This is a genomic window from Microcystis sp. M015S2 (assembly GCF_020245945.1).
Taxonomy (GTDB): domain Bacteria; phylum Cyanobacteriota; class Cyanobacteriia; order Cyanobacteriales; family Microcystaceae; genus Microcystis.
The window spans coordinates 17442-31196 of the sequence record NZ_JADBTX010000092.1 but is presented as its reverse complement, the minus strand read 5'-3'; the positions used below and the strand labels follow the sequence as shown (position 1 = coordinate 31196).

The following is a 13755-nucleotide window of genomic DNA, read 5'->3' as shown; positions in this document are numbered from 1 at the left end:
TTAATAATAATTCCTAGTAAGCTCGCTCCTATCCCTAATTCTTTCGTTAGCTTTTTGCCTAGAATTGCTAAATCTATTTCTAGCGAGAGAAGCTAGAAGCCTTTGTTGGCAAGTTTTCTAGCTCGCTTGTCCCCCTGTCAGAGTAAGTTTATTTTCCTGATAATGAAGATGTATTAGTAGAAATTAGAGAGGTTAATGATTTTTGGTCAGCTTTACCCACAGTTAAAAACGAAAGGAAAAAGGCAGTAAATCCGAGAGATTAAAACAATAATTTTGCTGAGTTCCACAGATAATAATCTCTGCTTTCGGTGCTAATTCGGCTATCCATTGACGACAGGCCCCGCAGGGAGTTAACTGACTAATATCATCCTTATCTACCCCATCAATACAGGCTATAGCGATCGCCCGTACTTCTCGATCGCCCGCTGCGATTATTTGCGCCAGGGTTGCCCTTTCCGCGCACAAACTCAAGCCATAACTAGCGTTCTCTACATTAGTACCAGCATAAATCTTTTTATTTGTCAAGACCGCTGCCCCCACCCGAAAACGGGAATAGGGAGAATAGGAAAGTTTCGCCACTTCCCGAGCAGTGTCACAGAGTTGTTGTCTTTCTTGGTCAGATAGGGTCATCGGCTGCAGATAAACGATCGATAGCTAACTTACCACTTAACATTTCCTTGACCATTTTAGCGGTAGCGGGGGCTAATAAAACCCCGTTGCGGTAGTGTCCCGTGGCCAGAATAACGTTATCGTATCCGGGCAAATATTCGATGATGGGAGCGGATTTTTTCTCCGGTCGCGGTCGCTTACCAGACCAAGTACGCACGATCGCACCCGCGGCCAAAGAGGGACAAAAAGCGATCGCCTGTTGATACACTTGCTCTAATAGGGCAGTATCGGCGATAATTTCGCCCTTTTCGTCCATAAATTCCACCGTTGCCCCAATCCAGTATTCCGCTCCGGCCAAAGGCAGAATATGCAGGTCATTTCCCGTTAAAATCGGCTTAAAATCGGAACTTTCTAGGGGTTGCGTCAATTTTATCTGTAAAGCTTGCCCTAAAACCGGTCGGATTTCCACTGGATGGGTAAGAGTTTCGGTTAAAGCAGTAGAACCAATTCCCGCACAAAGAATCAAAAAGTCGCTTTCCTCTATACCATTAGAACTATAAACGTGGGTGCATTGCCTCAAATTAGAGCCATGAAGCTCTGTCTTCCCAAAATTTTCAACTTTTACCCCAAATTGACATTTTACCCCCCTTCTTGCCGCAGCATCGACGAGAGCCTCCGTGAGCAGGGCCGGATTAATTTGATGATCACTGGGCGAATAGATGGCACCATGGAGATGATCGCTGGCCACTTGGGGACATTTTTGGTTTAAAGTCTCTTTATCCCAGATTTCTAGACAATATCCCTGTTCTTGGCGGATTTGGGCTAACTTGCGCCAATTTTCTTCGTCTTCGGCACTCGATCGCAGTAGGACAATACCATCACGGTTACAGGGAATAGTCAGTCCGGTGAGGGATTCTAGCTCAGGAAGGAGGGTTTCGTAACGTTTTAAACTTTCTTGCCGCAGTTTCCAGGCTCTACCTTTAGTTTTATGGCTGATAATACCCATTAAAATCCCTAAAGCTGCCCCGGTTGCTCCTTGTCCCGGTTTTTTTTCATCAATGAGGGTAATTTCTAATCCTTCGACGGCGCTTAATTCGTAGGCAATGGTGGCCCCCACTATCCCCGCACCGATGATGACAATTTTAGTCATAAACTCCAGAGGCTATTTTTCTAGTGGGAATAGGACTAAAAAGGGTTGAACAGGTTTCAACCCCGATAATTAATTACAGAACCCGGAAAATGAAAGGATAACGGAAAACCTTATAAGCATCTTTCCAGACTTGCAGGATAGCAAGAATGGGGAGAACAATGTTCACCACAGCAAGAATCGGTAAGAGCAAATAACCGATTAAAACCCAAACTAGAATCCCAGCAATTAGGTAGTATAACCACATATTCAGGTGAAAGTTTAAAGCTTCTTTGGCGTTTTCCTTCACCGTTCCATCATCAGAAATGAAATAAATAGCTAAGGGAATCCCCACCGATACCAGCGTAGCACTCAAAAGGATCGAAGCATGACAAGCCACGGATAGGAGTCTTTTTTTGGTTAAATCTTCACTCTTGACCATCGGGTTTATCCCCCTAAAATTGGCGGAGAAAGCGGATATCGCTATTATAACAACGGCGAATATCGTCTATCTCATGTAATACCATAGCAAATCTTTCCACGCCAAAACCAGCAGCAAAACCCGTATAGATTTGGGGGTCATAACCGACTGCTTTTAAGACATTGGGATCCACCATACCACAGCCCATCACCTCCAACCATTTGCCTTTCCACTGTACATCTACCTCGGCCGAGGGTTCAGTAAAAGGGAAGTAGGAAGCGCGGAATTTAACTGGTAAATCGGCCCCAAACATTTGCTTAAGAAATTCTTTAATTGTTCCTTTCAAATCCGTAAAGGTTAATCCCTGGTCCACCGCTAATAATTCCACTTGATGGAAAACCGCCGAATGGGTTGCATCCACGGTATCGCGACGATAAACACGGCCCGGGGCCACAATCCGAATTGGGGGTTCGTGACTTTCCATGTAGCGAATCTGCACCGGGGAGGTATGGGTCCGCAATAAACGACCATCACTCAAGAAAAAAGTATCCTGCATATCCCGGGCCGGATGGTCAGCAGGGATATTTAAAGCCTCAAAATTATAATAATCGCTTTCTACCTGCGGCCCGGTGGCGATGCTGTAACCCAGACCGACGAAAATATCGATCATGCGATCAACTGTGCTATTTAAGGGGTGAATTCGCCCTAAAGGACGGCTAAGAGCAGGTAGGGTGACATCGAGGGTTTCCGCCGCTAATTTCGCCTTAATTTGGGCGTTATTTAGACTTTCTCGCCGGGATTCTAGCAGCGATTGTACTAATTCTTTGACCTCATTAGCGATCGCACCGAGGCGCGGTCTCTCTTCGGGGGTTAATTTGCCCATTTCGCGTAAAATCTGCGATAATTCTCCTTTTTTACCGAGATAATTCACCCTTAGCTGTTCTAAGTCTTCTAGGGTTGTTGTTTGTTCGATGGAATTTTCCGCTTTCGCTGCCAGGGTTTTTAGGGCAGTTTCGATCGGATGGGGGGATAAACTCATAATTAGGGCATTTTATAGGGCAGCATTCTAGTCTAGTTTATCAAGAGGGGGAATTTGGGGAGACAGTTGCAGGGGCGATTTGCTTTCCGGGGTGACGATTCCCTGAGATGGTTTGCTGTATCATGTTCATCGCTCCCTCTCCCCTCTGATCAAATGGGAGCTTATTGCATGAGTGCCTCGTCGAACCTAGAACTTTCAATGGGAACCAGCTTCTCTTGATTGCATCAGATTTCTGGTTTTTTTAAAATGAACTCGATCGAGGCAAAAACCGCGGATAATTCTAGTTTAGTTGACGAGGAGAGTTTCTGGTAAACTTCGGCAATTTGATTAGAAAAACTATAGACTAATTTATTCTCCATATAGAGAGGATGTCCAATATAGTGGGAATCTTTAAGAATTTTTTTCAGTTTGTTGACTCGCTTCGGTGGAACAATTAACACAAGTTTTCCTGCCAGTTCTGGATAAATTTTTAGTAATTCCATAAAGCGATCGATTCCTGTGGTGATCGGTGTACTGGTTTCTACTTCAAAAGCGAACACTGCATCGCCTAAGTTATTAAACCAGATGAGATCGATCTGTTGTATTTTATCTCTGTCCCACTTTCCTAATTTATCGATCGGTAATTTTTCTAGAGAAATATCTTTAAAAGCTTCTCCATTCCAATAACCTGTAGATTGTTCTTTTTTGCCAATATAAGGCTTTAATCCGACAGCAATAGCAATTTTTGCCAGAGCGTAGATAATTTGATCGTGAGGAATTTTATCTGCTTGTTTGGGAAAATCTAAACCAGTTAAAACGGAAGAAATTGGCTCTATATTTAAATCGAGAGTTAGCTGAAGACCTTCTTCTTGCCCTAGTTGCCAGTGCCGACCATCGGCAGAATAAGCTAACTTTTCTAAAACCTTTAAAATCGATTGATCGCTTGGCGTTGTCCCGTTGATCAGGTTAGGCATGACCGCAAAAATAATTTCATCAAAAGTTGCTACTTTTCCCTGTCGTTTTTTGGCAGTTAGAAAATCTAAGAGATAAAATCTTATTCTATCTTCTAGCGGAATAAAGCAACCGATTTTCGTATTTGTACGAATTCTCCAGAGATGATCTAATTCCGAAAAGTTGAATTCCTCTTTTAACAAAGGAGTAATATCATCTATTTGTTTCTTGACTTGGGTTAGTAAGCCATTTTCCAATAATTTAGGAATGAGCGCATTATAAATATCTTCTGTGGAAGCACCCGAACTTTTAACGATTGTCATCTCGGCCACTTCTTTAATAATTTGCAGGATATCGATCCCGACTTTACTGATGGCGATTGTTTTGGGATTATTCACTTTTCTAAAGTTTAAAACTAACTCTCCCGATAGGACAGTCAGAGGATTTTTCTTTTTGTGTAATGAGGGCGTAGTAGAATGTTGTACAGAGGAATTTACATACTCAAAACCAGCTTCTTGAGCAGATTTAACGATCGCATCCCAATAGGCAGGATTTTTGTGAGCAAAAACAATACTCATCCAGCGATCAAATTTCAAAACTCGAAACATTTCTCGAATGGAATTCGATAACAAATTGATGTAAGTTTCTTTCGATTTCTTTAAATCTCCTCCTTCGATCACTTCCAATTCTCTTGCGTTATCGCTCACTTCAAATCCTAGCCAAGCATTCCACATAGTCGAGAGCTCTAAATAGGCAATATGTTGTCCGTAGGGAGGATCGGTATAGATATAATCCACGGATTCGGACGATATGCCAGTTAAGTCCGTCGCTGAGAAATCAAAAATTGAAAAATTTTCTGGATAAAAATCACCGATTACTGTATTAGTTTCGATCTTGAATTTTGCCGTCCCCTTAAATTTCTGCTCGAATTGTTCCCAGACATTAAGCTCGATAGTTTCAGGAGGAATCCAATAGCGATAACGGTGCATAATTCCGCTATTTCCCCGGCTTTCTATTCTTCCTCTCGTGGAACTAAAGGTTAAATTGGTTTTATTGAGAGTTGCCGAGAAAGTAAACCTCATTAAATCTTTAATGATCGGATCGGTGATTAATTCAATCTGGTTGAGAATTAGAGAAAGGGAAAATAATTGACGTTTGGTAAACAAATTTTCTACAGATTCTGCGTCCGCATTTTTCGGTAAACGAACCCCTTGCGGATACCAATAGGGAATCTCTAAATCCGCCGCTTCTTCTGGAGACATTCGATAAACTTCCTCAATCTTTTCCTGACAATTTCTGGCGATGTCATCGAAAGCAGACCGAAAATCATCGATGTTAACGGGACTAACAGCGATATTGCGGCAGATAAAACCAGCCATCGGGTTAATATCCGAGTAAATCGCCTTTCGCTTTAAAACTAGAGCCTCTACCGCAGTCACTCCCGATCCCCCAAAGGGATCTAAAACCACATCTCCCACCTGACTAAAACGCTTAATATATTCCTGTACCACATTCCAAGCGCGCCGGGTAAAATAGGGATGACTTCCCCAATGGCGTAACGTCCCTTGTTTTTTGGGATCGATCGGCCCAGAAATGGGATCGATCATTCTATAGTCGAAGGAGGAAGCACTCATCTGGCCTTAAGAATAGAGTTCTATATATTACTGTACCCAGATGTGAGGGTATGGCGAGGATACCCTCTTGGGAGCATCCTACGCACTGCCGGAGGAAGTCCGGCTCTTGTTGCCGTTTCTCGGCAACAGGTGGGGAAAGCACCCCAGAAATCGAATCCTCGGCCTTAGTTTCCAGGGTTTTTAGGGCAGTTTCGATCGGATGGGGGGATAAACTCATAATTAGGGCATTTTATGGGGCAGCATTCTAGTCTAGTTTATCTGCTCGGGTGGCGAGACAGGCAGAATCGATAAAAGCTAATAGCTATGTGCTAGGATGGAGGTTGAGAATAAAAGTCGGCACTGCGGCTCGTTGTCAGTATTAATGGTCAAAGCGTTTCTGTTTAGTATTGGTTCAGCTAGTTCCCGAAATCTTCGTTCTCTACAAATCTGTTGTTTTTATCTGTGCAAGGATAGGTTTTATGTCAATTTATGTTGGTAATCTCCCCTTCGAGGTTGACCAAGAAGACGTAGTTGAGGTTTTTACCGAATATGGTGAAATCAAGCGCGTTCACCTCCCCATGGATCGGGAAACGAAAAGAAAACGCGGATTCGCTTTCGTGGAAATGGAAACCCCAGAGCAAGAATCGGCCGCTATTGCCGCTCTTGACGGCGCCCAATGGATGGGACGAGAATTAAAAGTCAATCAAGCTCGTGAAAGAGAACCCAAACCTTCCTTCGGTGGTGGCAATCGCAATCGAGATCGTCGCTACTAATCCCTGATCGTAACCATTCTAGGTTATGATTACCTAACTTGTTTTCATTGTCAACAGGGGAAGCGATCGCTCGTTTCCCCGCTTGTCTATCTAATATCGCAAGGAGATTCTTGTGGCTAAACGTCGTAATTTGAAAAAAGAAAAAGCTGAACGCAACCGCGCCTACGCTCGTCAATTCCGGGCTGCCTCTAATCGTACCACCACCAGAGGAGGTAGAGGCGGTTATTCCAGCGATCAAAGACAATCTTCGGAAAATGAAGGGGCAGCCGATACCTAATCTGCTGACTTAGTTAATCTAGCAATAAAAGCCCTGGCTTCGCTTTTATTGCTGACTATTCCATCTAAAGTTGCCCCCAATACCGCCGCAAGTAACGATTTAAACTGGGGACCTGGTTGATAACCCAAAGCTTTAAGGTCATTGCCGTCGATAGGAGCCTCAATCTGCGACCATTTAGTTAAATATTGCCAGATTAAAGCCCGCATCCTAGTCTCACTCCTCACCGCCACCAATAACAAACTAGGAACCTTATAACCGTTGAAAAAGCTGACAATTTGACTAACGGGTCGATCATAAGCAAAATTATTGCTAATCTCTCTTTCCATAACTTCTAGTTTTTGTAAACGCTCCACAGTATCTTTGGGCAATTGTAAATTATTAGCGATCGCTATTCTTTCCCCCATAGCCAGAGAAGCGATTAATAATTCCAACCGCATTAACCAGGCATTCACCGGCAATTCCAGACTTAAACAATCTAACCAACGACTGAGACAGCGCAATTGTCGCCATAAAGCCCGATTTAAACTTAAATCTCCGTGTAAACAGTGCAAAGCCCCCAAATCGGCCAACTTTTCTAAGGCACTTTCCCAGTAATCCGCCTCTAAAATATAATTCAACTCCGCTTTTAAACGGGACTGTAAAGCGGGTGCATTCTGATTTTCTTGCCGTGAGCGCTCATAAACTCCACTTTCGATCGCATACCTAATATAGTTTTCTGTCAAGGGTTCAATAACAAATCCTAACCGAGTGGCAAAACGCACCGCTCGATAGATGCGCGTCGGATCCTCAATAAAACTATTAGCGTGGAGAACCCGGATTTGTTGAGCGCGTAAATCCAACATACCGCCAAAAAAGTCGAGTAATTCCCCCTCTTTCGGCGAAGTTAGGCGAATTGCCAGAGCATTAATTGTAAAATCCCTTCTATACAAATCCTGTCGAATCGAACTAGCCTCCACTTGGGGATTACTGGCAGGATAGGGATAGAATTCCGTGCGTGCCGTAGCGATATCCACCCATAACGAGCCAAAACGCTCATCTTTGTGCCATAACAAAGCCGCCGTCTGAAATTCCCCGTGAATCGATAACCGGGCCCCCGGATAAATTTCGCGTAAACAATTAGCCAATTCTACCCCCGCACCCACATCGGCGGCGCGATGGCCGCCATCCACCACTAAATCGATATCCTGTAACAATAAAGTATCCCTTGCTGCCGCTAACAATAAATCGCGCACCGCACCCCCAACCAGATAGAGATGCCAACCGCGTTTTTGAGCGGCAGTGGCGGCAGCTTGCAGGAATGACCATAAAATCGGCTCTAAACGCTCTTTAATCGTCGGTAAAAGACAGGAAACCAAAGCAACCCCTTCAAAACGCACCCGCTCATTTTGATGAATCTGTCTTAATACATCTGTACGAGTGACGATACCGACTAACTGCCCGTTTTCTAGTACAGGTAAACGCCCTAAATCATACGTTACCATCAGCGACTCGATTTCCTGAAGGGAAGTGTCGGGGGTAATAGTTTTCGGATTACAAGTCATGTATCCCTTCACGGGAGAGCGAGAAAAGCCGTGATGGAGAGCTAAATCGAGGTCACGACGAGAAATCACCCCAACTAAGCGATCCTGCTCATCTACCACCGATAACCCCGAATGGCCATAACGGAAAAGGATGCGCTCGGCTTGAGATATGGAAGTATCGGGACGAATGGTTCGCACCGGAGAAGACATTAAATCCCTAGCAGTGGGAGAAGGAGGAATTTGAGCAATTAAGTCCCCCAGTAGTTGGTTTAACTGTTGAACTGGCTGAACATCGCGAAAACTCACCGAAGCGGCCTGAGCATGACCACCGCCGTTATAGGGGGAAAAAAGCCGATATAGATTCACCCCATCGATTCTAGAGCGACCGATCACGGTTAAACGCTGTCGGGAATTATCTTCCTCGTCTTTACTATAACTATGGGCAAAAAGTAGCGCATCACTATCGGATAATTCCAGTAGGCGCTCGGCCACACTAGACAAACCGGGGATAAAATCGGCAGTATGGAGGAGAACATGGGCGATTTTACGACCATGGATCGTTTTAATCTCTAGATTTTCCCAAGCAAGGCTAAATAACTCCTGTAAGCGCGGGGAAAAACTCGGTTGACAGTATTGGGCGATCGTTTTAATGTTAGCAGCACAGGTCATTAACCAAGCCAAAGCATAGGCATCCCTGGGGGTACTACCGGCAAAAGTCAGGGAACCCGTGTCAACGTGAATACCGAGTGCCATTACCGTCGCTGCCATCGAGTTTGGTTGAATGTGGGCTTTTTGTAAAGCTTCGACAATTAAAGTCGTGGTGGCTCCCACCGCTTCTAAATGGACGCTAGAGGCGTGAATATCGCTTTCACTATCCAAATGATGATCATACAATTCGATCGCCTGTAAATGCCCTAAATCGAGCCACTGGGAGGCTTTTCCCAGACGCTCCCGCCACTGATTATCAACGATAATTAAAGAGCGAATAAGGGACAGATTAACACTACGCATTTCAATTAAAGCGAATTCATCTCGATGCAGGGCCAAAAATTCCCTCACCGTCGGGTGCGCTCCCCCCGTCAACACAATGCGACTACCCGCTTTCAGCAACGATAAACCCACCGCTGCCCCCAGAGCGTCAAAATCCGCCGTTTGATGACATAAAATTAAATCCATATTTTTTAGTAAGGAGAAGTTATCGGGATTTTTTCTGTATCTATTGTTACTAAATGCTCGGCAATAACCGGGTCAAGAACTATAAGTTAGCAAATCATGACCAAGAGAAACCCATGTTGTTCAAAATTTTAGTAATTCTCCACAGCCTAGGGGCGACCGTCTGGGCCGGTGGACATTTATTGCTGGCAGTCACCGTTCTACCCCAGGCCCTCAAAAACCGAGAACCAGACCGAATTCGTCAATTTGAGCAATATTTTGAGGGTTTTGGGTTATCTGCTTTATTGTTGCAGGTAATAACGGGCCTAGGACTGACTTGGATTTATTTGCCTGGTTTTCGTAATTTTTGGTCATTTGATAGTTTTTTATCGGTTTATATAGGAATTAAGTTAGCTTTACTGCTGTTAACTCTCATCTTGGCCCTTCATTCCCGCTTTTTTCTCCTTCCTAAACTGAGCGAGGAAAACTTAAATTTCCTCGCCCTGCACATAGTAGCCGTCACCACTCTAGCAGTATTTTTCGTCATTTTTGGCGCCGGCATCCGTTTGGGGGGCTTGACCTAGGCCGCGACCATTAGTTTTTAGCAGTTCAGCAGTCTGGAGACCTTTCTAGGCTAGGTTTGGCGAAAACACAAAAACACGGTAATCTGGGCAAGGGATCACAGGGAGTCAATTCCCCCACCTAACCCTTGCCCTGCTGCTTTTGACAAGGATGGAGACATCAAAAAAATTTGAGGATCCGCTGCGGCTGGGTAGTCACTGGCAGTAAAATTAAAATGCTCCTGGATTCGGTCTGACGGGGATATCTCCCCTAACCCCTGATTCAGGGAGGAGTTAGAGGAAGGGTCGTCCGGTTAAGTTGAGTGGAAGTGAGGCTCTTCCATACAAGTATCAAATCTGGGAGAATTATCTAAATAAACATCAACTGCTTTAGGAGAACCCAATCATGTCTATTGTTTTTCAATTTTTTCTCATTGCCTTAGTTTTATTTTCCTTGCTGATGGTGATTGGTGTCCCCGTTGCCTATGCTTCCCCCCAAAACTGGGATCAATCGAAACCCCTTCTCTATGTGGGTTCGGCAATTTGGGCGATTTTAGTCGTTGCCGTCGCTATTTTAAACTTTTTAGTGATTTAGCCTTGATCAGGAGTCAGGAGGAGATAGGGTGATAGGGTGATGAGACAGTTTCCCCACTACCCCATCTCCCCACTACCCACTTCCCCACTTCCCCACTTCCCACTCCCCAATTCATAATTCATAATTCATAATTCCCACTCCTAACCCCTTTTACCTATGACTGTTTTTGAGGGAAATTTTACCGAGGATATATCCTCTTGGCGCTTTGCGATCGTGATTGGTCGTTTTAACGATCTCGTCACTGATAAACTGTTATCAGGCTGTCAAGATTGTCTCAAGCGTCACGGGGTTGATGTTAATCCCGATGGCACGCAAGTGGATTATATCTGGGTACCAGGTAGCTTTGAAGTGCCAATGGTAGCCCGTCAAGTCGCCCTTTCCCACCGTTACGATGCCGTTATTTGTCTAGGGGCAATTATTCGCGGCCAAACGCCCCATTTTGACTACGTTGCCGCCGAGGCCGCTAAGGGAATCGCCGCGGCCGCTTTTCAGACAGGTGTTCCCGTTGTCTTCGGTATTCTCACCACTGATACCCTACAACAGGCCCTCGAACGGGCCGGTATTAAGAGTAATTTGGGCTGGAATTATGGCCTATCTGCCCTAGAAATGGCTAGTCTCATGCGTCAATTGCGCCCCCGGAATGAAGATAAACCCCTAGAATTATTGCAAAATAATCCCCAACAGGCACTGATGGAAGGCTAAGAAAATTCCCCCGGCATTTAGGATTTTAGTTGTCCCCACTCCTGGAGTTCCACTGATGAGCGAAGCTGAACAGAACAAATATATTAACCAACTCAGACGGCAATTAGTCAACGCTGTCGAGAGAATCAAGACTCTGGAATTAGATTTAGAACCAGAGGGGCGGATTACGGCAGCTTTTGACGCTATGGAACGGCATATAGATGAAAAATTCGCCGCAGTGGATGAAAAATTCGCCGCCATTGACAAGCGTTTTGATCGCTTGGAACATCAGTTCAACCGACTACAGGCTAAGATAGAAGTGGTTCTCGAAGCTATTACGGGTTTGGGGGATTTGCCAGAAGATGAATCATTGTCAAAAAATGCTCCCAACTACTTGACAAATGCTCTGAGATTTGGCATACTCAGGTAAGTGTGAAAAAAACGGCTTGCGGGCATAGCTCAGTGGTAGAGCGTCACCTTGCCAAGGTGAATGTCGCGCGTTCGAATCGCGTTGCCCGCTTGAAAAAATCTTGAAATATACCTTAAGGTCAGGATGAATAATTTAGGGATATCCCTTAAGATGGGAATTACCCGTGAGCAACAGGGTTGAGGATTTTGGGCAACCGTTGAATCCCTTAGCTATTGACCACGAGCGACTAAAAACAACCGTTTATAAACAAAAATTTAGCTTGTGCGACCGCATAAATACACTAAAATCGACCAACACCAAGACTATCCTTGTCCCTGTCGTCGGAAAGGGACATTATGCCCGATTTTATTGACCGATGCCTTTGGCTGCGATCGCTGTCAACAGATATTTGTGCTACAGGAAAACGGCCAAATTATCGAACAATTAGCCCCCCACTATCCCTATAAACGCACTTGGCGCTGGACGGGATTTCGTTGGGTGAGTACCAATCAGCGCCTTGGGCAAGAGGTATTACCCCTGATAATGGGGATAATTCTGTTATTATCGATCGTTTGGCTACCCTTAATTTTAAAATCACCGCCGGGGGTAAGCGTGATTTTTGGGGCAATTCTAGTTATGCTATTAGTTATTTTGCCCGCATTCATCTTTTGGTTAGCCTATCGACGCTAGACAAGAATCTATGATCGAAAGTTCCTCCACCCCCCCCCTGACGATCTTTAAGCAAGCATATAATGCTTTTCTGGCTCTAGGTCAATTTAATGGCAATGAAAGAAATCGCGGGGTAATCGCGATCGCTAAGGGCATTAAAACTGGCTTTGATCGCATTTTAGAAGCCAATACCCTCGATTTAGAAGTCAGTCGAGAGATGGCCGTCTCGGAACAAATGATTCGCTGGTTACGGTTAACTCCCGAACGTTTAGAGACGACGGTGGAGGTATTGCAACAACTAGCGGAAGCATCGGATCCGCTGCAACAGGTAATTAACGCGGCCTATCAACTGAATCCTTCCCAAACCTATTGCCAAAGGATGCCTTTAGGAGTGATTGCCTTCGTCTATGAAGGTTTTCCGGAATTAGCGATGGTAGCGGCGGGATTTTCCCTAAAAAGTGGCAATAGTTTGATTATTCGGGGTTCCAATGCCTCTAGTCATTCCGATGGGGTGATTACGGAAATTATCCAAGAAGCATTGGAAGATGTGGGTTTACCCGTGGATTGTGTGAGTGGTTTACCCTGTGATTCTAGTCCCTCCCTAGAGGAGTTGCTGACCCAGGAAAATTATGTTAATTTAATTATTCCCTACGGTCGCCCTAGTTTAATCGGTCGAGTGAGTCAATTGGCCACGGTTCCCGTTTTGCGCGCAGCGATGGGAAACTGTTATTTGTATTGGTCTCCTAGTGGCGATTTGGAGTTAGCTCGTCAGGTAATTATCGATAGTCATGGCAGCATACCGGATCCGGTTAATGCGATCGAAAAAGTTTTAATTAGTCCCCATCAGAATTCTTCGACTTTAAGTCGTTTGTTTAAAAGTTTGCAGGAAAAAGGCTTTAAATTGCGGGGAGATACCCGATTAGCGGCGGATTTTCCGGAACATTTAACCATTGCTACCGATAATGATTGGCAAAGACCCTATTTAGAAAAAACGGTGGCCTTTAGGTTAGTGGATACCCTCACTGATGCGATCGCTTGGATTAATAAGTATAGTAGCGGTCATGCCGATTGTATTGTCACCGAATCCTATCGAGAAAGTCGTCAATTTGCCATGGAGTCCGATAGTGCTTTAGTTTATATCAATTCTTCACCCCGATTCGATCGCAATCCCAAACAGGGAGAATCGGTATTTTTGGGCATTTCCAACCAAAAAGGCCAGCGCCGGGGGTTAATCAACCTAGAAACCTTTACCACCCTTAAACAGGTGGTGCAGGGGTAGTTTTTTTCAGTGATCAGTCCACAGTAAACAGTAATCAGTGAACTGAAAACTCACATCTGATAACTGATAACTGATAACTGGTAACTGATAACTGAGAAAACG

14 protein-coding genes and 1 tRNA gene are annotated in these 13755 nt (G+C 44.6%); 9 read left to right on the top strand and 6 right to left on the bottom strand.

All coding sequences use genetic code 11. From position 1 onward, the window contains the following. Positions 1 to 222 precede the first annotated feature (222 nt). The 5 genes from cdd to IM473_RS16580 all read right to left on the bottom strand — a co-directional run bounded on the left by cdd (position 223) and on the right by IM473_RS16580 (position 5759). Positions 223 to 630 carry a cytidine deaminase gene (gene cdd / locus IM473_RS16600; RefSeq protein ID WP_287660472.1) on the bottom strand — a complete coding sequence of 136 codons (408 nt, stop codon included), beginning with the start codon at positions 628 to 630 and terminating at the stop codon, positions 223 to 225. After that, positions 617 to 1759, bottom strand: coding sequence for an NAD(P)/FAD-dependent oxidoreductase (locus IM473_RS16595; RefSeq protein WP_287660471.1), 1143 nt, complete (start codon positions 1757 to 1759; stop codon positions 617 to 619). Before IM473_RS16595 ends, cdd begins: the two co-directional genes overlap by 14 nt. A 73-nt stretch (positions 1760 to 1832) precedes the next feature. Next, positions 1833 to 2177 (bottom strand): DUF4870 domain-containing protein, encoded by a 345-nt coding sequence (locus IM473_RS16590; RefSeq protein WP_104397935.1) that lies wholly within the window; start codon positions 2175 to 2177, stop codon positions 1833 to 1835. Positions 2178 to 2190: 13 nt separating this feature from the next. Beyond that, positions 2191 to 3195: a phenylalanine--tRNA ligase subunit alpha gene (pheS, locus tag IM473_RS16585; protein ID WP_287660470.1), complete on the bottom strand. Its 1005-nt coding sequence runs from the start codon at positions 3193 to 3195 to the stop codon at positions 2191 to 2193. Between the two features lie 224 nt (positions 3196 to 3419). Beyond that, positions 3420 to 5759 carry a DNA methyltransferase gene (locus IM473_RS16580; RefSeq protein ID WP_287660469.1) on the bottom strand — a complete coding sequence of 780 codons (2340 nt, stop codon included), beginning with the start codon at positions 5757 to 5759 and terminating at the stop codon, positions 3420 to 3422. 458 nt (positions 5760 to 6217) lie between these two features. On the opposite strand from IM473_RS16580, the gene rbp reads away from it, so the two are divergent. Both rbp and IM473_RS16570 read left to right on the top strand, forming a co-directional pair. Beyond that, complete coding sequence (gene rbp / locus IM473_RS16575; protein WP_287660468.1) at positions 6218 to 6511, top strand: RNA-binding regulator; 294 nt, start codon at positions 6218 to 6220, stop codon at positions 6509 to 6511. Positions 6512 to 6623: 112 nt separating this feature from the next. Beyond that, entirely contained in the window at positions 6624 to 6788 is a 165-nt protein-coding gene (locus IM473_RS16570) for an Asl3888 family RNA-binding protein (RefSeq protein WP_002733784.1), read from the top strand. On the opposite strand, the gene IM473_RS16565 is transcribed toward IM473_RS16570, so the two are convergent. After that, a complete protein-coding gene (locus IM473_RS16565) occupies positions 6785 to 9484 on the bottom strand; it encodes a CBS domain-containing protein (protein ID WP_287660467.1) in 2700 nt (899 codons plus the stop codon). The genes IM473_RS16570 and IM473_RS16565 overlap by 4 nt on opposite strands. Before the next feature lie 113 nt (positions 9485 to 9597). Between IM473_RS16565 and IM473_RS16560 the strand changes: the two genes are divergently transcribed. The 7 genes from IM473_RS16560 to IM473_RS16530 all read left to right on the top strand — a co-directional run bounded on the left by IM473_RS16560 (position 9598) and on the right by IM473_RS16530 (position 13653). Next, on the top strand, positions 9598 to 10044 hold the full coding sequence (locus IM473_RS16560; protein WP_287660466.1) for a CopD family protein: 447 nt from the start codon (positions 9598 to 9600) through the stop codon (positions 10042 to 10044). 382 nt (positions 10045 to 10426) lie between these two features. After that, positions 10427 to 10615, top strand: coding sequence for a photosystem II reaction center protein PsbZ (gene psbZ, locus IM473_RS16555; protein WP_002732865.1), 189 nt, complete (start codon positions 10427 to 10429; stop codon positions 10613 to 10615). A 156-nt stretch (positions 10616 to 10771) separates the two neighbouring features. Further along, positions 10772 to 11317, top strand: a complete 546-nt coding sequence (gene ribH, locus IM473_RS16550; RefSeq protein ID WP_287660465.1) for a 6,7-dimethyl-8-ribityllumazine synthase — start codon at positions 10772 to 10774, stop codon at positions 11315 to 11317. Positions 11318 to 11372: 55 nt separating this feature from the next. Then, positions 11373 to 11726: a hypothetical protein gene (locus IM473_RS16545; RefSeq protein WP_287660464.1), complete on the top strand. Its 354-nt coding sequence runs from the start codon at positions 11373 to 11375 to the stop codon at positions 11724 to 11726. An 18-nt stretch (positions 11727 to 11744) separates the two neighbouring features. Beyond that, positions 11745 to 11816: transfer RNA gene (locus tag IM473_RS16540), tRNA-Gly, on the top strand. A 171-nt stretch (positions 11817 to 11987) separates the two neighbouring features. Beyond that, complete coding sequence (locus IM473_RS16535) at positions 11988 to 12395, top strand: hypothetical protein (RefSeq protein WP_287660463.1); 408 nt, start codon at positions 11988 to 11990, stop codon at positions 12393 to 12395. Between the two features lie 10 nt (positions 12396 to 12405). Further along, entirely contained in the window at positions 12406 to 13653 is a 1248-nt protein-coding gene (locus IM473_RS16530) for a glutamate-5-semialdehyde dehydrogenase (RefSeq protein WP_287660462.1), read from the top strand. Positions 13654 to 13755 lie beyond the last annotated feature (102 nt).